Source organism: Lysinibacillus sp. NPDC097195, from assembly GCF_044762075.1.
GTDB lineage: Bacteria > Bacillota > Bacilli > Bacillales_A > Planococcaceae > Lysinibacillus.
Genome location: NZ_JBIWDP010000001.1, coordinates 1,117,987 through 1,137,111 on the forward strand (window position 1 = coordinate 1,117,987; position 19,125 = coordinate 1,137,111).

General features: G+C 37.3%; 17 protein-coding genes and 1 pseudogene. 17 read left to right on the forward strand and 1 reads right to left on the reverse strand.

All coding sequences use genetic code 11. From position 1 onward, the window contains the following. The first annotated feature begins 5 nt into the window (after positions 1-5). The 12 genes and pseudogenes from ACIQXI_RS05775 to ACIQXI_RS05830 all read left to right on the forward strand — a co-directional run bounded on the left by ACIQXI_RS05775 (position 6) and on the right by ACIQXI_RS05830 (position 12,325). A complete protein-coding gene (locus ACIQXI_RS05775; protein WP_402922473.1) occupies positions 6-461 on the forward strand; it encodes a MaoC family dehydratase N-terminal domain-containing protein in 456 nt (151 codons plus the stop codon). A 66-nt stretch (positions 462-527) separates the two neighbouring features. Further along, a complete protein-coding gene (locus ACIQXI_RS05780) occupies positions 528-944 on the forward strand; it encodes a MaoC/PaaZ C-terminal domain-containing protein (RefSeq protein ID WP_402922474.1) in 417 nt (138 codons plus the stop codon). Between the two features lie 26 nt (positions 945-970). After that, positions 971-2,134 (forward strand): thiolase C-terminal domain-containing protein, encoded by a 1,164-nt coding sequence (locus ACIQXI_RS05785; protein ID WP_402922476.1) that lies wholly within the window; start codon positions 971-973, stop codon positions 2,132-2,134. Between the two features lie 11 nt (positions 2,135-2,145). After that, positions 2,146-2,562 (forward strand): Zn-ribbon domain-containing OB-fold protein, encoded by a 417-nt coding sequence (locus ACIQXI_RS05790; RefSeq protein ID WP_402922478.1) that lies wholly within the window; start codon positions 2,146-2,148, stop codon positions 2,560-2,562. An 18-nt stretch (positions 2,563-2,580) separates the two neighbouring features. Next, positions 2,581-3,777, forward strand: coding sequence for an acyl-CoA dehydrogenase family protein (locus ACIQXI_RS05795; RefSeq protein ID WP_402922479.1), 1,197 nt, complete (start codon positions 2,581-2,583; stop codon positions 3,775-3,777). Between the two features lie 18 nt (positions 3,778-3,795). After that, complete coding sequence (locus ACIQXI_RS05800; RefSeq protein WP_402922481.1) at positions 3,796-4,932, forward strand: acyl-CoA dehydrogenase family protein; 1,137 nt, start codon at positions 3,796-3,798, stop codon at positions 4,930-4,932. Positions 4,933-5,025: 93 nt separating this feature from the next. Continuing rightward, positions 5,026-6,504: an aldehyde dehydrogenase family protein gene (locus tag ACIQXI_RS05805; protein WP_402922482.1), complete on the forward strand. Its 1,479-nt coding sequence runs from the start codon at positions 5,026-5,028 to the stop codon at positions 6,502-6,504. A gap of 23 nt (positions 6,505-6,527) precedes the next feature. After that, positions 6,528-7,886, forward strand: a complete 1,359-nt coding sequence (locus ACIQXI_RS05810; protein WP_402922484.1) for an MFS transporter — start codon at positions 6,528-6,530, stop codon at positions 7,884-7,886. A 168-nt stretch (positions 7,887-8,054) separates the two neighbouring features. After that, positions 8,055-8,573, forward strand: a pseudogene (locus ACIQXI_RS05815) (LysE family translocator). A 205-nt stretch (positions 8,574-8,778) separates the two neighbouring features. Further along, the gene (locus ACIQXI_RS05820; protein WP_402922486.1) at positions 8,779-10,134 is read left to right on the forward strand and encodes a spore germination protein; all 1,356 of its coding nucleotides are present in this window, start codon (positions 8,779-8,781) and stop codon (positions 10,132-10,134) included. Then, a complete protein-coding gene (locus tag ACIQXI_RS05825) occupies positions 10,131-11,225 on the forward strand; it encodes a GerAB/ArcD/ProY family transporter (RefSeq protein ID WP_402922488.1) in 1,095 nt (364 codons plus the stop codon). The genes ACIQXI_RS05820 and ACIQXI_RS05825 overlap by 4 nt, the downstream gene beginning before the upstream one ends. Continuing rightward, positions 11,225-12,325: a Ger(x)C family spore germination protein gene (locus ACIQXI_RS05830; RefSeq protein ID WP_402922490.1), complete on the forward strand. Its 1,101-nt coding sequence runs from the start codon at positions 11,225-11,227 to the stop codon at positions 12,323-12,325. Before ACIQXI_RS05825 ends, ACIQXI_RS05830 begins: the two co-directional genes overlap by 1 nt. A gap of 130 nt (positions 12,326-12,455) precedes the next feature. On the opposite strand, the gene ACIQXI_RS05835 is transcribed toward ACIQXI_RS05830, so the two are convergent. Continuing rightward, positions 12,456-12,842 carry a hypothetical protein gene (locus ACIQXI_RS05835; protein WP_402922492.1) on the reverse strand — a complete coding sequence of 129 codons (387 nt, stop codon included), beginning with the start codon at positions 12,840-12,842 and terminating at the stop codon, positions 12,456-12,458. A gap of 505 nt (positions 12,843-13,347) precedes the next feature. Here ACIQXI_RS05835 and ACIQXI_RS05840 point away from each other — a divergent pair. From ACIQXI_RS05840 to ACIQXI_RS05860, 5 genes are all read left to right on the forward strand, one after another. After that, positions 13,348-13,548 carry a hypothetical protein gene (locus ACIQXI_RS05840; RefSeq protein ID WP_402922494.1) on the forward strand — a complete coding sequence of 67 codons (201 nt, stop codon included), beginning with the start codon at positions 13,348-13,350 and terminating at the stop codon, positions 13,546-13,548. 476 nt (positions 13,549-14,024) lie between these two features. Continuing rightward, positions 14,025-14,684, forward strand: coding sequence for a TetR/AcrR family transcriptional regulator (locus tag ACIQXI_RS05845; protein ID WP_402922496.1), 660 nt, complete (start codon positions 14,025-14,027; stop codon positions 14,682-14,684). 13 nt (positions 14,685-14,697) lie between these two features. Next, positions 14,698-15,474 (forward strand): CPBP family intramembrane glutamic endopeptidase, encoded by a 777-nt coding sequence (locus ACIQXI_RS05850; RefSeq protein WP_402922498.1) that lies wholly within the window; start codon positions 14,698-14,700, stop codon positions 15,472-15,474. Between the two features lie 161 nt (positions 15,475-15,635). Beyond that, positions 15,636-17,615, forward strand: coding sequence for a Na+/H+ antiporter (locus ACIQXI_RS05855; RefSeq protein ID WP_402922501.1), 1,980 nt, complete (start codon positions 15,636-15,638; stop codon positions 17,613-17,615). A gap of 209 nt (positions 17,616-17,824) precedes the next feature. After that, positions 17,825-18,967, forward strand: coding sequence for an MFS transporter (locus ACIQXI_RS05860; protein WP_402922503.1), 1,143 nt, complete (start codon positions 17,825-17,827; stop codon positions 18,965-18,967). The last annotated feature ends 158 nt before the right edge of the window (positions 18,968-19,125 follow it).

A 19,125-nucleotide genomic window follows, 5' to 3' on the forward strand; every position in this document is an offset into this window, starting at 1 on the left:
AACTTATGGAACTAGATCAAAGTTTAATAGGCTTAACGGGACCACAATATATTTTTGAAGTAGAAAAAAGACATATTCGTCAATTTGCTGAAGCAATTGGCGATCCAAATCCATTATATGTAGACGAAGATTACGCAAAAACAACGATTTATGGTGGCATTATTGCACCACCGAGTTTTCCAGTTGCGATAGGGGCTGATAGTGGTCAAGGCGTTGAACTGCCATTGGATTATAGTCGCATGTTGCATGGTGAGCAGGAGTTTATCTATCATCGTCCAATTCGGCCAGGAGATCGTTTGCATTGTCAAATGAAAGTGACAAACGTTTATGAAAAAGAAGGCAAAAATGGCCCAATGCAGTTTTTAGTTATGGATACGGAAATGAAAGATGACAACGATGAACTGGTCGTAATTAGTCGGACAAATATCATTTATCGTGCTGTTGTAAGTAGTAAAGCGTAACCAGTGTTGAACGAAGATGCTCAACTCTTCGTTCAACTTTCAATCGATTAATAAGGGGGAACAATCATGCTGCAATTGAAAGAATTACAAGAAGGACAAAAGCTTGAACCACTTGTGAAGCCAGCTGTTACGAAAGTACAGCTTGTCAAATATGCTGGTGCATCAGGGGATTTCAATCCTTTACATACAGATGATGCATTTGCGCAAAGCATTGGAATGCCCGGTGTCATTGCACATGGAATGCTTGTAATGGGCTTTCTCGGTCAATACATTATGGAACTAGCAGGTACATCTGCTACCCCAACAAATTTTAAAATGCGTTTTGGTGCGATGACAAGACCCGGTGATGCGATTACTTGTTCCGCTATCGTCAAAAAAGTGTATGAAGACCAAGCAAAACAATGTGTTGATTTGGAACTGTACGCAGAAAAAGCGCCAGGGAAAATTGTGGGCTTTGGTGAAGCAACATTACAAATGATTTAACTATAGCAATGAAGGAGGTTGGCCATATGGCTACTATTAAAGATCGCTATGCCATCGTAGGCGTAGGAGAAAGTGAACGTTCAAAAAATTCAGGTACTACACCTTTACATTTAGCATTAGACGCTGCACGCGCAGCATTAAACGATGCCGGTTTAGAAGCGAGAGAAATTGATGGTGTGATGAGCTATTCGGAAAATGATTCTTGTACATCCCATCAATTAGCAACCTATTTAGGTGCTCGTCCAAAATATGTGAAAGACATTATGGGCGGCGGCAGTAGTACAGAAATGCTCATTGCAGATGCCATTGGCTTAATTGAAACAGGTCAAGTGAGTACTGTTCTGATTTATCGTGCGATGAATGGTCGTTCTGGCGTTCGTATGGGTGGCGGTGGTTGGGATGTCAATATGTTGCAAGGTGCAATGGATGGTGGAAGCTTTTTCATACCGTACGGGGCTGGTGGACCCGGCCAATGGTTCGGTTTATTTGCCACACGCCATATGCAACAAACGGGCATTACACAAGAACATTTAGGGCATGTCTGTGTAAGCTTTTATGAACATGCGCAACGCAACCCGAAAGCATTTTTCTATGGCAAACCTTTAACGATGGAAGAGTATTTAAAAACCCCTCATTTAAGCTATCCATTTACGAAACATGATTTTTGCTTAGAGTCAGACGAAGCGAATGCCATTATCGTCACATCAGCTGAAAAAGCAAAGGATTGCAAATCAAAGCCGGTTTATATTATGGGCATTGAGGCGAGACGCACGGTCTCTCATGCGCACTATTGGACGAACTTAGATGAAGTAGCGTCCGATTTCGTGGCACCTTCCCTTTATAAAAAGGCTGGGGTAACACCACAAGATATTCAAGTGGCATCGATTTACGATTGCTTTAGTTGGGTTGTGTTGCGCCAGTTAGAGGCATATGGCTTTGCAGCGCGCGGTGAAGTAGGCGATTTCGTCGCAAGTGGCAATCTAAAAATGGGTGGTAAGCTACCAACGAATACAGCGGGAGGCATGCTCTCTGAAGGATATACGCACGGCATGAACAACGTCCTTGAAATCGTTCGTCAAATTCGTCAAGACTATAAAGGAACTGACCGTCAAGTAGAAAATTGCGAAATTGGCATTTGTACTGGCTGGTCCGGCCCAGATATAGCGGGTGCAATGATTTTAAGAAACTAGGAGGGAAAATCATGAGTTATCAAAAACCAATTCCACTGAAAACACAAGATAATCAACCATATTGGGATGCAGCTGATCGTCATGAGCTAGTCCTACAAAAATGTGATACATGTCATTCATATAATCACCCACCTGGTCCGGCATGTGCGAAATGTGGTTCTACGGAACTTAGCTGGGAAAGCCAAGGGTCTGATATTACGGGTTCAATTTATTCATATGTCGTATCTTATCGTCCTTTCTTACCGGGCTTCCAAGACGATTTACCAACAATCATCGTCGTCGTACAGCTCGATCATTTACAAGAAGTAAAAATTATTGGCAATGTACTGGGCTGCCCACCAGAAGAAATTAAAATTGGCATGCCTGTAAAAATGACGTGGCAAGATATTACGGAAGATCGCGCACTTCCACAATGGATACAAGCATAATTAGAAAGGACTGATTCGATGGATTTTTCATTTACTAAAAAAGAAGAGCAATTCCGCCAAGAGTTACGAACTTGGTTGGAAGCCAATTTACCAGATGGCTGGTTGCAAGGAGAAGTGCAATTAGATAAAGAATCGAAGGAATATGAGTTATTTTTACGAGACTGGCAAAAGAAATTATATGAAGGTGGTTGGGCTGCAATTGCTTGGCCAAAACAATATGGTGGCCGTGATGCAACGTTGATGGAAGAAATCGTCTATCAACAAGAAATGGTACGTGTCAAGGCGCCACCGCTCATTAACTATGTTGGGTTACATATGGTGGCCCCAACATTAATGCAAATCGGTACGGAACAACAGAAGGAAAAATATATTGAAAAAATTATTACAGGTGAAGAAGTTTGGTGCCAAGGCTATTCAGAGCCGAATGCCGGTTCAGATGTTGCTGCTATCCAAACGACAGCAGTAAAAGATGGCGATCGTTGGATTATAAACGGGCAAAAGGTTTGGACGAGTTTCGGTCATGTAGCTGATCGTTGCTTCTTAATTACAAGAACGAACAAATTAGAGAAAAAACATAAAGGCATCACAGTATTCTTGTTAGATATGCATCAGCCCGGAGTGGAAACACGACCAATCGTTTCGATGGATGGACAAAAAGATTTTAATGAAGTGTATTTAAATGATGCTGTTGCGTATGATGCAGAAATTATCGGCCAAGTAGATGAGGGCTGGAAGGTAATTATTGCCTTGCTCATGCACGAACGTACGGGTATCGGTGGCCAAGTATTTACGCTTGAGCAACAATTTAATGATTTAGTTGCCTTAGCGAAAGAGTTAAATGATGATGATGAGCCGCTCATTAAAAATCCATTTATTCGTAAATCAATGGTAGACCTTTATACACGTTCACGCGGCTCTCTATTAAACTATTATCGCAATTTAACAAAGCAATTGAAAAATGGCCATCCAGGTGCGGAAAGCTCGATGGATAAGCTTCTCGTTAGTGAGTTAACACAAGAACTGTTCGCTCAAGCTATTTCAATGCAAGGGCATCATGGTGTGCTATGGAAAGAAAACGCATTGATAGATCGTTCTTATTGGCAGGACAATTATTTGTACTCTTTTGGTCAAACAATCGGCGGGGGCACAAGTGAAATTCAAAAGAATACCATTGCTGAACGAATTCTAGGTTTACCAAAAGATATGGGACGATAAAAAGCGGGGGTGTAAAAGATGGATTTTTCGTTAAATCAAGAACAAGAAATGTTTCGCAACTATGTACGCAAATATTTAGATGATGTCGGGCAAACAAAAGTGGCCCGTGAGTTTACTGAAGGCAACACAGGCTCATTTCAAGAGCTGTATGCCGGCTTAGCTGAACTTGGCTGTGCAAGTGTCAATGTATCAGAAGCGTATGGTGGTATGGGGCTTGGTCAATTAGATTTAGTCCCTATTCTAGAAGAAACGGGTCGCGCATTACTGCCAGGTTTATTTTTAGAAACGAATGCTTTAGTGGTCCCACTATTGGAGAAATACGGTACGGAGGAGCAAAAAGCGAAATATTTAGCTGCTATTGCAAGTGGTGAGCATATGTTTACCGTTGCATGGTTAGAGCCAGGTGGCAATTACAAGCCTTCAAATGTGCAATGCCATGGTACGTTGCAAGGAGACGTATTAACGTTGAATGGTGTCAAAGCATTAGTGCCTGATGTAGAACTTGCAAACAGCTTACTTGTGCTAGTACGTACTGCAGAAGGACAAGGTACAGACGGGATTTCATTAGTGATCGTGGATTGTGACGAGGCGCAATTGCAAGTGCAATCTCAAAAAAATATAGATGAAACGCGTTTACTGGCTGAAGTAACATTCCATAATGTGCAAGTATCAAGTCAGCAAATTGTGGGCACTGTTCATCAAGGATGGGACGCTTTGCAAGAAGGCTTATTATCATTTAATGCCGCGCTTTGCTCCACGATTGTCGGCAGTATGGAAAAAATCGTGGAAACAGCTGTTGAATATGCTAATATTCGCGAGCAGTTTAATCAACCAATCGGCAGATTCCAAGCAATTAAACATCGACTAGTTGATATGAAAATGGATTTAGAAACAGCTCGTTCATTAGCTTATTATGCCAACTGGGCGATTGAAAGTGATGCTGCTGATAAAGTTGAAGCGGTTTCCAGCGCTCGTTTATTTGCAACAGAAGCCTTTATTAAAGTCGCTTCGCAAAATATTCAAATTCATGGTGGAATCGGTTTTACAGAAGAAATTGATTGCCATTTATATGTAAAAAGAGCTCGCTTCTATGAAAATTACCTAGGTAGTACGCAGCAATATTATGAACAAGCAGCAGTTGCATTAGGTTGGTAGGTTCAACAAATAGATTATCTTGCGTCTTCACCATTGCAAAGGCAGACGTTTGCAATGGTGAAGCAAGCGTATATGAAAGGGTGGGAAAAGACATTGAAAACATTGAATAATTTAAAAGACTATCAAAATGTCATTAACGGCCAGGCAATTCCATCATCTTCAGGTAATAAAATTGATAGTTATGATCCTTCAACAGGAAAAGTATGGGCGACCATTCCTAGTAGTACTGCAGAAGACGTAGATGCGACAGTAACTGCTGCGCGAACTGCTCTTCCAAGCTGGTCGGCATTGCCCGCTAGTGAACGAGCGAATTATTTACGACGTATTGGCGATAGTATTGCCCAATATGGCGATGAATTGGCTGAACTCGAAACGAAGGATAATGGTTGGGTAATACGTGAAACAAAGTTCGGCCTGATTCCGATTCTTGCAAGCATGTGGTATGATGCGGCAGCGGCTGCTGTACAGGTTGGCAGTAAAGGCGAAACAGTGCAACTTGGACCGGATACGGTTGGATTTACAATACGTGAACCTTACGGCGTGGTCGTTGGTATTATTCCATGGAATTCCGCTTTATGGACGTTTACTGTGAAAGCAGCAGCGGCCCTTGCAGGTGGCAACACGGTTATCATTAAGCCATCAGAGTTAGCTGCAGCTGCACCGCTTCGTTACGGGGAAATTATTCAAAGTATTTTACCACCAGGTGTGCTCAATGTCATTTCTGGTACAGGCGCTGAAGTTGGCGATGCGCTCGTGCGTCATCCTGGCGTTAATAAAGTAAGCTTAACAGGTTCTGGCAGAACGGCGAAGGCAATCGCCGAGTCTACTGCGCAAAATCCAAAATCCATGGTATTAGAATTAGGTGGAAAATCACCGAACATCGTTTTCGAAGACGCTGATTTAGCAAAAGCGGCCAATGGCGTCACGGTTAATGGCATTTTCACAGGCAATGCTGGACAACTTTGTGTCGGTGGTTCACGCATCTTAATTCAACGATCTGTGCTCGATCAAATGATTACACTAATGAAAGAAGAAATTGCAACACATATTCACCTAGGCGATACATTAGACATGCAAACGCCAATGGGACCTGTTGCTAACGAAATGCAATACAAAAAGGTTTGCTCCTATATTGAGATAGGGCAACAAGAAGGTGGAGAAATTATCATTGGCGGACGATCCGGTGGTGCTAACTTGTTACCAGGTCAAGATGCATTTGCAGATGGCTATTGGATCGAACCGACTTTATTGAAAGTCGAAAGTAATAACCTACAAGTTTGCCAAGAAGAAATTTTTGGACCAGTTGCCGTAGTGATACCGTTTGATACGGAAGAAGAGGCGCTTGCTATTGCGAATGGCACAGAGTACGGATTAGGTGCGGGCGTTTGGACGTCTGATTTAAATCGTGCACATCGCATGATACGCTCAATCGAATCAGGTAATGTATGGGTCAATACGTATCGTATCGTCGGAACGGAACTACCATTTGGTGGACAAAAATCGAGCGGCTTTGGTACAGACTCCGTGCTTGAATTTACACGTGAAAAAACATGCTATATTCAAATTGGCTAATAGGTTGATAGGACAGTAATAACATGGAATCACTCCTAAAAGAATGTTTAGTGGAGTGGTTCCATTTTGTAAGAACAAGTACAAATGAAATGGGGAATAGTATGCCACAAGCAAAAAACGGGCTATTTTATGGATGGTATATTGTTTTAACAAGCTTTTTGATTATGTTTTCGGCCTTTTCTATTGTCAATTCTCTCCACAGTTTATTTCTTGTGCCGGTAACAAGTGAATTGGGCATGTCACGTACGACGTTTTCCATCGTTCTTTCAGTCGGTGGGCTTGGCATCGCGCTCGCTTCACCATTTATGGGCAAGCTACTTGCCAAAGGGAATATGAAGCTTATTATGTCAATTTGTGTTATCTTGGCAGGCTGTGGATTTATGCTTTACTCCTTTGCACAATCGCCAGTCCATTTTGCCATAATCGCTTTTTGTATCGGAGTAAGTGTTGCAGGCTTTTCCAATATTCCGATATCTATAATGCTGACGAATTGGTTTTATGAAAAGAAGGGATTGGCAATGGGCTTAGCATTTGCTGGTTCCGGTATCGGTACAGCAGCCCTTAGCCCTATTTTAACGACGTTGATTTCCACTTATGGATGGCGCACAACGTATGTTATTGCAGGTGTATTGATTATTGTCATCTCCTTACCACTTATTTTGTTATTTACGAAAAAAAGCCCTGCCGAGAAAGGAACAATGGCACTGGGTGCAGATCGCGTGGAAGAAAGACAAGCCAATACCCCTCAATCAGGTGTAACGTTGGCACAGGCAAAAAAGTCAGGCATGTTTTGGCTCTTTATCTTCGGCGTCGTATGCTTTGCCCTTGTTGCTGGTGGCGTCCAAATGCATATTCCTGCTTATTTAATTGATATTGGTCATCCTGCACTATTTGCGGGCACAATTTTTGGACTGTTGTCATTATCCAATACGCTAGGGAAACTCATTCTTGGAGCGATTTTTGATAAATTTAAAACAAAGGGTGGCATTCTGTTTGTCGGTGTTTGTATGACAATTGCGATGCTATCATTGCTAATGGCCAATACCAAAAGCTTTGCATTCATATTTGCTGTAGCGTATGGATTTAGTATTGTCATTGCATCGATTGGTCCTCCGTTTATGACAGATGATTTGTTTGGCAAAAAGGATTTCGGTGCAATTTTCGGCTTCGTGCAAGTATTCTTCGTAGCAACGAGTTCACTTGGAGTTATCGTGTCCGGTTTAATTTATGATCTTACTCAAAGCTACAAAGTGGCTTGGATTATCTTTTTAGGACTATTTATTATAAGTATGCTTTGTATTTTAATTGCAAGCGGAATGAAAAAGAAAAACAATATAACTATTGAAGAGTTGCCATTAGAGGAAAGCATGGAAGGCATTTAACATAGTTGAACTCGAGAGGTTCCTTTAATGGGAATCTTTCTTTTTTGTAGTTAAGTTAAACAAACTGCTGACATGGTGGATTGTTTCATATTGTAGTTTTCTTTTCAAGTGGTCCTACAATATGATTTTTTATTAGATATTGTTTTATATAAGAAGGAGTTACATTGTATGGAATTGTTAACTATTTGGTACTTTATTCTGGCTGCTTTGACGTTGTTAATCATCCCAGGGCCAGCTGTGTTTTATATTATGGCACGCAGCATTAATCAAGGAAAAAAAGCCGGACTAGTATCTGTCCTTGGTGTTTCATTAGGTGGTTCGCTTCATATTAGTAGCTGGTGCTATTGGCGCGTCAGCAATTCTCATGACATCTGCAATGGCATTCTTTATCAATCCGCCATTGTAGAAGCTATAAATCCGAAGACAGTGCTCTTTTTCCTAGCATTCTTCCCACAATTCATTTCACCATCTGCCGGCTCGGTCACGGGTCAATTTTTGATTTTAGGAACACTTTTTATTCTGTTAGCTTTAATGAGTGATGGTCTATACGCTTTGCTTGCAGCAACGATTCGGAAGAGACTACTAGGTAGCAAAGCTAATGCAAAGTTACAAAATCGCATCACAGGTTCTTTATATATTGCGCTAGGCGTAATGTCCACGCTAGCTAACCCAACCACTTCGGATTAAGGTAAAAAAGGTGCTATTAAACTACAAAGAGCACGCTTACAGTAAACTTTCTCACGTCATAATTTTGACAAGACAACAAGCTGATGTTGTCTTTTTTTGTCAGTTATAAACAACCAAATAGATAGGCCAAGAGGACGTTTAGTATAAAGTGCATACGGTTAACCTAATTGTACTTATACTACACGAAAATGGAGGTGTATTGCGTTTGGATGAGTTGAATTTTCCTCCATTAATGATTGAACTGTCAAAAAAGTTTGCCGGTTCAGATGACATGTGCTTAAAGCCATTACAAATAGAAGATGAAACGGTCTTTATTTGCTATTTAAAATCAGCAATCGATGGGGCAAAGTTGCATGAGTTACTAATAAAACCTTTTTTCGATATGAAATCGACTAAAAGTTTTTCATCCTATATACAATCATTACCTAATCTATCGCCTATGAAAGCAGGACAAGAACTTTTCATTGAAATAACGAAAGGGTTTGTCCTTTTAGCAATTCATGATCAGTATTATTTATTGGATATACGATTGGTGAATGTGCTTGCTTTACATCAAACGGTCATTGAACCTACAGTATATGGGCCTCAAACCGCTTTAAGTGAAGATATTGAGACGAATTTAAATATTATGAGACAACGTTATCATGAACCTACCTTAAAGTTTGAGACACATCAATTAGAGGGGAAGTCTCATCAGTCATTGGTCATTATGTATGATGAAAAAACGGTGAAACCATCTGTCCTTCAAACTATCAAAGAACAAATAAAAAGTATCGATGTGCCACTTATTCAATCGACAGGAGAATTACAGCTTTATTTAAACAAATCGAGATTTTCCCTTTTTCCAATTACCATTTTAACGGAAAGACCCGATCGAATCGCTTATAATCTTGCAGCTGGGAAAGTAATCATTTTGTTAAATGGTAGTCCACATGCTTTAATTGCACCTGTTGTTTTTTATGATTTTATGGTTTCAATGGAAGATAATTATCACACGTATTGGATTACAACCTTTACATTGATTCTCCGGTATATCGGTTTATTCATCTGTTTAATCTTACCGTCGATGTATGTTGCCATCACATCCTTTACGCCAGATATCCCGAGAACAGAGTTGGCTCTGACAGTTGCCGGAAGTCGAGTTGGTGTTCCGTATCCGTCTTTTATCGAGGTTATCTTTATGCTTATTTTTATGGAGTTTCTAACAGAGGCCAGTATTCGTTTGCCTAAGGCTATTAGTGCCACAGCGACGACCGTTGGCGGACTTATTTTAGGGACTGCCGTTACGGAAGCTACATTAGCCTCAAATATTATGATTATTATTGTATCGGCCGTCGCTATTACAAGCTTTGTAATTCCCATTACAGAGATGAGCTTTTCAATTCGTATTTGTCGCTATTTATTAGTTATCTATACAACATTATTTGGTATGCTTGGGCTTATTTTAGGTTCACTGGGACTGTTAATGTTCTTAGCAAATAAAAGAAGTTTCGGGGTACCTTATTTAAAACTGTATTGGAAGGGAGATAGGGAGGAAACAGAGGTGCAAACGAAAGGATGAGCCGCTACTTATATTACTTTATCATTGTCACGATGGTGACCAACCTAATAGCCTCTGTACCAAGAATTTTAATGAGAGAAAGTGAAAATGGTGTCATACTATCGATGGTGCTTGCTGTAATTGCGGGCGTTTTGCTAACGATTACAGTCATTAACTTATTTCGCTATTTTCCCAATATGACCTTTCCCGAAATTTTAAAGAAAAGTACTTCAAAGTGGTTTTATTATCCTGTCTTATTCTATTTCGCAATTTCTTGGTATGGTGCGGGCCTCATCACACTGACAACATATGTTTTACTTTTTAATACATTTTTGTCCTATGAGACCTCAATTACCGTGACGACTTTAGCATTCTTATTTATTATTTCCTTTGGACTGTTAATGAAAGAAAAAAGCATTCTGTATATTACGGAGCTTGTATTAATCATCTTTTTACCCGTCATTTTCTTCTTGATTGTTAAAATTTATACCGATCCTAAATTAGAGTGGGATTTTGTCAAGGTGGCGATGACGTATATGAATACATTACCAGGCTATAATACCTTTTCCGCTTCCACGTATGTTTTTATTGGCGCCGTTAACATCATTATTTTTAATAAATACATGAAAATTAAAAAGAAAGCCGGATTAAAGCAAATAGCGATATTAAGTGCTATCGGTCTCTTTACTTTATTTACTACTTATTTTATTCCGATTGGCTTTAACGGATTTGAACAAATTGGTGACCTTACGTTTCCATGGGTCACTACGAGTGATTCCGTTCGGATGAAATATTCAATTATTGAACGACTCACTTTTCTTTTTGTTATCGTATTTATAGGGGTCGCCTTTATAAGCCTTTTAATCCATTGGTATGTGTCATTAAAATTATTCGAAAGTATCTTCCAGTTTCATCAATTAAAACAGAAAGCAAAGAACATCACCTCTTATTGTTTAGTGGTGCTATTCGGTTTAATCGCTATCATTGTGACACGCCAAATTAATGAATTTGAATTAGTAAAATTATCGATGTATTTTTATGATTTATTACCCATCTTTTATAGTGTTTTAATCATTAGTTTACTAATCGCTAAACGGAGGCTTAAAAGATAATGGCAAATCTCAAGTATTTTCTTTTTATCGTTGTCATTATAAGCATTCTTGCGGGCTGTGGTTTTAAAGATATAGACAATCGTGTATTTGTAACAGGCATCGGTATCGATCCATCTGAAAAAGACGAGGGAGCATATAAAGTCACTTTAAAATTAGCGATACCTGTATCTGTTAAACAAAAGGGAGAAACAAGTTATCAATTTTTAGTGCATGAGGGAGATAATATCGGAGAAATTATTCAAATATTAGAGACCCATACAGATAAAGTTTTAGAGTTTGGCCATGCGAAGGTCATCTTAATTAATGAAGCCCTGTTAGAACACAATTTAAAGGACTTTATGGATTATTTATTCCGAAGAGGAGATATCCAATCGATTGCCTATATTGGGGCAACAAAAAAAACAGCTGAAGAAGTATTACGTACTTTACCAAAAGGGGAATCCGTGGTAGCTTCTCCACTAACCAAGTTTTTTGGTGATACGGGGAATGATAGTCCGTATGTAGTATCTGTCTATTTATATGAAATTCGAAGGGATTTTCACAGTAAAGGAATTGATGCTATCTTACCTATAGTGGAGATAAATGAAGCGGGTAGTCAATTAATTGTAAATAAATTATTAGTCATTAGTGAAAAGGGTCAGACATTTGAACTGTCATCTAGTGATACACAGGCTTTTAATGCGCTTAAAAACAGTGTGGCTGGCTTTAGTTTTAAACTTGACAGTGATGGTTATCGATTACTCTTAAATATGACCAAACCTAAAGTAAAATACAATATTACTACAGAAAATGGTCAACCACGTGCTATCCATGTGGATGTTGCTATGTCGGGTGTCATAACTCAGTCAAACAAAACGTTATTAATTGATAATTTACAGGACTATAATAAATTAGCTGCTAAAGAATTAACTAAGGAATTCGAGAAAATGTTTACCATTCTTCAAAAAGAAGAACTCGATCCTTTTGGGTTTGGCCTCAAGTATCGAACGATGCAATTACACCAAAAAGATATCTTACAGAAGTGGAAACAAAGCTATCCGACATTACCAATAAAAGTTACTGTTGATGTCGATTTAAAAAGTACTGGAACTATTGATTAAGTGATTAAAAAAGAGCCAATCCAAATTCAGGACTGGCTCTTTTCTTTTGTTACACCGTGACTCGCAAGAACGAATGATGGGTAAAAGGAAAGCTTAAGGATAACTTGAAACAATGATTTGATACAAGAAGCTATTGATTCTGTATTTGATAATGAATAGCTTCTTTAAATTGGTCAGTAGCAAGGATATTGTAAAACATATTTCTATTCGTGACGTCCGCTATTGTCCCTGTATTTGTTTGATCTATCCATAAATAATACTCATTACCGTTCAGTTTAATCTTATATTGTGGAACAATGTCGTTATCCACTTCACCAAATTTTCTAGCCTTTTTAAAGGTCTGCTCTATAAGTTTAACTTCCTTTTTATCAGTTATTGTTTGAAGTGTGTCGGGTTGTACTTCTTCAAAATTAATTAATTGCTGAATTTCTATCGTTTGTGTTGGTTCTTCATCCTTGTTACAAGCTACTAATAGCAGAGAACTTATTAGGAAAATCAAAATCAATTTTATCTTCACTTATTTCACCTCATGTTTATTAGTTATATATTTCTATTTTACTTTTTCACACAAAATAAAACATGTGGAAATTTACAAAAAATGCTTAAAAAAGTTTCTGCACTTATAAACATATGGCAAAGCCTATGAAAAACGAACTTTTTAATGTATTATATTTTACAATGTTCGTATTTAAGTTATCAAAATGCTCTTTCTCCAGCGGCTGGATACAAGGCGTTTGCTGTAAAACACGAATGATATTAAAAAAAGACGATTAGCAGTATATACGTATTTTACGTGATGAAGCGGGGAGTTAGCTTGCTCTATCGACATAGCTTTAAAGAAAACTTGTGCTGAATGCGCTAGAAGCGGGATGAATAGCAAATAAAAATAAAGGGCTAGTTAAAGTAGTTTTCAGAGAGAAATTATGGGAAAATGGATAATATTGAGATAAATGTAGCGAAAGTGACTTTCTACATTAGACAATCTACAGCTAAAAATTTGCTTAAAAAAGGAGACAATTTGTATGTTATTTTTAGCGGAAATTTTACGCACCATTGCTATTGTCGTACTGATTTTTAGTGCCTCTTTTTATTTTCGACATTTAGAAAGAATAAAAAAGCAAAGAAAACAAACAAAAACTGAATTAACACACGCTATCATTATACAAACTGCATTTGGACTATTGGTAATCAGTTTATTTATTTCTATCGTTTCACGCTGGTAAAACAGCTACAGTTTTGGGGGATGCATTGCTGAAAGCAGGTGAATAAAGGCGTTCATCATTTATTTCCAGATAGATGCACAAGGAAGAGTTGTGCATCTTGTTAACAGCATTATTGACCAAAAGAGGCTAAAAAATAGCGCTGACTGTTATTCATCCCTTTCAATCCATTATATGTCCAATGACCAAAGGGCTAGTTTGTAAAGTCTGCAAGAATACAGCCTTTGTATGATTAAGCGTATTAGTGCTCGATATAGCAAGATATAGAGGTTAATTAGTCTATTGAATGGGCTCTTAACCTCTTTTTGCCGTTGTTAATGGAGGGCTAAAAATGTTGGGGACAAATAATCATACTCCTTTGAAATAAATTTCGCGAAATGTATTTAAATGTAATTTGTACCAATTTAAGATTGACGAAAAGTGATTCGAGGCATACAATAAAATGACACTAGTGTCATTTTTAATGTAAGGAGGTAACTATGCCAAAGGTAAGTCCTGACTATGTAATAAAAAAGAAAAATGTTATATTAGAGGCCGCTTTATCGGTATGTAAAGTTAAACCGCTCTACGACATAACCATGAGAGATATTATTAAAGCATCTAAAGTAAGTCAAGGTGGCATTTATCGCTATTATACTGATATAGATGAAATACTTGTAGCAATAATAAATCAGGCTAATGCAAATGCTGATTATAAGAAGGATATAGATATCATTATCGATAAGAATGATACGCCTAACATAAGGTTAGAAAAGCTGTTTACATTTCTGGGCGAATATATTAAAGATAATTTATCAACAGTTGGTAAAATTCATTTTGAACTTACAATTTTGTTTGCAAATAATCCTGAAAGACAAAAGAAAATTCTGCCTCATATTACAGAAAACGAAAGTGGACGATATTTAGTCGAGCAAATATTTATGACAATTCACGAGGGTATTGCTTTCAAGTGCTTTCAGTCTGATGTAGCATTAGAAGATTTATTTTCATTTATAGTAACTTCCATTGATGGGATTGTAAGAGATGTAGTTTTACAAAAATGTTACGGTATGTTCCAAAATGAACAGGCACTTTTTGATGAAGTACGGTTAATGAATACTTTATGTAAGTCTGTACAATCGATGTTAGGTTGTAGTTGAGGGGGAAGCATACATGGGGAAAGAGGTAGGAAGGTTTCTCTTCTTTACATTTTCATTGTCATGGTTATTTTGGTGCGGTTTAGCGATTTTAACACAATGCAATCTACTTAAGTTTGGAACCACATCTTCAATAATAATGCTTGTTCTTGGGGGGATTGCCCCTGCAATTAGCGAGATTTGGCTAAAAAAGAGGTATAGTTCTGCAGAAGAATTTAGGATATTTATTCGAAATTTAAAAAATAGTAGACTACCAATAGCTTGGTATCTATTTACTATTGTACTTGCCTTTATAGCTTGTTTTCTACCAACATTTTGGGGTGGGGCAACTATTGAAAATCCTCTCTATTTAGCATTGATTAACTTTCCTATTATGATTATTGGCGGTGGTCTAGAAGAGATTGGCTGGAGGGGTTATTTACAACCTACTTTGCAAAAGAAATGGTCACCTTTCACCAGTACACTCATTGTAGGGGTAATTTGGGCGATTTGGCATCTGCCATTATGGTTTGTGGTTGGGTCAAATCAAATGAGTATGAACTTTCTTTGGTTTACACTAGTTGCTTTGGCATTATCATTCTTATTAACAGTCATTTATTTATTTACGAGAAGTATTTTTCTTTGTATTATTTTTCATGCCTTAATTAACTCATTTTGGGAAATCTATATTCCAAATACAAATGTTTTGTCTGGGGTACTTACACTTTTGTTTGCATTAGTTATTTTTACTGCATTTGAGAATTATCGAAAGAAGTATGCTACTACTAAAAGTCATTATTTTCTACATGGTTAACAATGTTAAACAGTTATGAGAAGCCGTTTCGCTAAAATGAAACGGCTTTAACTATTGAGGCAAAAAATAAAAGTAAAGCCAGTCTGAGAAGTCATATGCTATAGAAGAAAAAATATGGGTACATTAAGTAATGGTGATTTATTTTTATAAGGGGGCTATTCATGGAAATCTTAATATCCATATTATTTTTACTTGTACTATTATTAGTTACCAATGTGCTCGCACATTATATTCCATTCATCCCTATAGCACTTATACAAATTGCTGTTGGTATTTTCGTTGCTTTAGTAGCCCGAAATTTCACAATAGAGATTGAATCAGAGTGGTTTTTACTATTGTTTATTGCACCATTACTTTATTATGATGGGGCACATTTTCCACGTGAACAATTATGGAAAATGCGTTTACCTATTTTAGGGAATGCTATCGTACTAGTATTATTAACAACGATTATTGGTGGACTATTTGTTCATTGGATGATTCCATCGATTCCTTTGGCTGCTGCCTTTGCATTAATGGCTATTTTATCGCCTACTGATCCAGTAGCAGTAAATGGTATCGCTAAACGCGTGCATATTCCAGAGCGTATTATGAATTTAGTGCGTGGAGAATCATTAATTAACGATGCATCGGGGTTAATCGCGTTTAAATATGCAGTTGCAGCCATTGTAACAGGTTATTTTTCAATACAATCAGCAACAACTGACTTTCTTTACATGTTCTTTATCGGTGCACTAATTGGTGTAATCGGTTCTTTAGCTTTGTTTTGGATACGTCTACATTTACGTCGTATAGGAATAGATGATGTAACATTTTACGTTTTGCTACAAGTTCTAACACCCTTCACCTTATTTTTCCTATCCGAAGAAGTGTTTCATGCGTCCGGTGTCATTTCGGTCGTAGCTGGAGGAATCATTACCTCCATTATAAAAGAAAAAGCACAAAGTATTATTGCACAAGAACAAGTGGTAACCCAACACGTATGGTCTATATTGACCTTCGCTTTGAATGGAATAATTTTTATTTTACTCGGCTTAATGCTACCTGCTGCTACAAATGCTATTCTCGTGAGTGAGGAAATTCACAATAGTGTCCTTATTGTATATATAGTTGTAATTGGTTTAATGGTGTTATTCATACGTTTGCTGTGGACGATGTTATTCAGCTTGCTGGATAACAAACTATTTAAAAACAATAACATATCAACTTTTAAAGACCATATTATTACTACTCTTGTCGGGGTTCGTGGAACAATTACGATGGTAGGGATACTATCATTACCGCTATTAACAAATCGTGGAGAACTATTTCCTGAGCGACAATTACTGCTGTTCTTAGCTGCAGGTGTCATTTTATTCACACTAGTAATGGCCACAATATTTTTACCGCTATTAAGCACACAAGAGCCATCGCAACCATCAAATTTAATGCATGAAAAACGAAAAATGATTGAACATGCCATTCATAGTATTCAGTTGGAAACAGTAGAAGAAAATGCTCCTATTGCTCTAAGTTTGATTCATCAATATAACGCTATGTTAATTAATATTGAACAGGAACAATCAGATGGAGCCTTTCAAACGTACAGACAAAAAATACTGGCAGCCAGAGAAATCGGCTTGAAATTAGAAATTTACTATACAAATCAGTATATGGCTATGCATGGATTTAACCAATCCATTCAACAAGAAGTGAATTTTATTCTGAAAGAACGAAGAGATATATTGAATAATCGATCTTTTACTTTATTAAAACGTCGTTTGCGCTTTGTGTTACGTGAACGCAAATTGAGTAAATTACCAGTCCACGTCCTTGAACAAATTAATCAATTTAAGAAAGATCTAACCGATTTTGTTTCTTCATCTATTGTAAAGCATGTTCAAGAAACAAATGACTATCCTGCTGATATTGCGCAACGAGTGGAGATGTATTATCGTCACTTACAATATTCATCAAAAAATAAAGTGGACGATTCAAAACGAGAAGAAATAAAGGAACACTTAGCTTTAATTGCCATCGAGGCACAACGAAGTCTTCTTAATGAATGGTATCGAGATGGCATTATTAATAATGCAGTTTCAAAGGAATTAAGGAGATTTGTCAATAATTTAGAAAGTGTTATTTTACTTGAAGAAGAATAAGGGCAAAAATTTTTACTATGTGGTTGTTGTTCTTAGCATTAAAAATTTTAATTGACTTTGAATATGGCAAAGTGGTATTGTATTTTTTAATCGAATATGGCGACATGACTTTGGACGTCATGTTAGCGAATTGACAAAGAAAATGTTTTAATGCAGCGCCTCCTACTACAGGGGGTGCTGCTTTTTTATGTTATTTAGGAGTGATATGAATGGATAAAAGAATTTACCTATTGTCAATTATTACGTTTATAGTAGGTCTAGTTGAATTAGTTATTGGCGGATTACTGCCACTTATTGCGGAAGACTTGAACATTACATATGGCCAAGTGGGATCATTAATCTCTATGTTCTCGTTAAGTTTTGCACTATCAGGCCCTATATTATTATCTTTAACATCAAAAATAGAACGAAAAAAGTTATTTCTAATAGTATTATTCATTTTCTTTGTGACGAATATAATCATTGTGTTTAGTAATATGTTTATTTTTCTTATGGCGGCTCGAATTTTATCAGCTATGTGTGCATCGCTGCTTGTTTCGTTATGTATGACAATCGCTTCTCAAATAAGTGATGATTCTTATACAGCTAGAGCAATTGGCCTTGTTTTAATGGGGGTTAGTGCCTCTCTCGTTTTTGGTGTTCCGTTTAGTTTATGGCTAGGAAGTGCATTAGGATGGAGAGCACCATTTTTATTTATTGCTATTTTGACATTATTGCTTATGTTAATTGTATTCCTTGTATTGGGAACAATTGAACCTAAAAATAATTTGCCTTTAAAAGCACAATTAAAAGCAATAAAAGATAAGAAGATTTTACTCATTCATGCAATCTCTATCATATTTTTTACAGGTCACATGACGCTGTATGCTTATTTAACACCGTTTCTTCAGTCAACGTTACATCTATCAGAGAAATCTCTTAGCTTGATGTATTTAGTTATTGGACTATTTTCAATAATGGGCAGTTTATTAGGAGGATATTTTACTGATCGTATTAGTGCAAAACGAACAGTTATTATCGTATTATCCTTATTTACAATAACCATTGCAGCCATACCACTATTGAAATTTTCTGTTGTTCTTTTTATTGGGGCCATATTATTATGGAGTTTGCTAAGTTGGTCACTGCAACCGGCTATACAAAGTTATATCGTTTCTTGCGCAAAGACGACATCGGATATACATCAAAGCTTAAATAATTCTGGTTCTCATATTGGGATGGCGCTAGGAACAACTATTGGCGGTACCCTCATTGACTCGTACTTTGTTGAACTAAACGCCATAATCGGCGGAACCATCACTTGTATGGCACTGATTGTTGCCATTATTTCGTTTAAATTGCACAAAAACTAAAGGGTGATTAACTCTAAGATGTGTTCTTCACCAAACACAAATAAAGAACCTTTATGAAGATTTCACTCTAATTTTTCTACGCTCAGCAGAAAAATTAGAGTTTTTTATTTCTTCAGTGACTGGGGAGCGTTCATCAAATTCAATAAAATCAGCAGAAA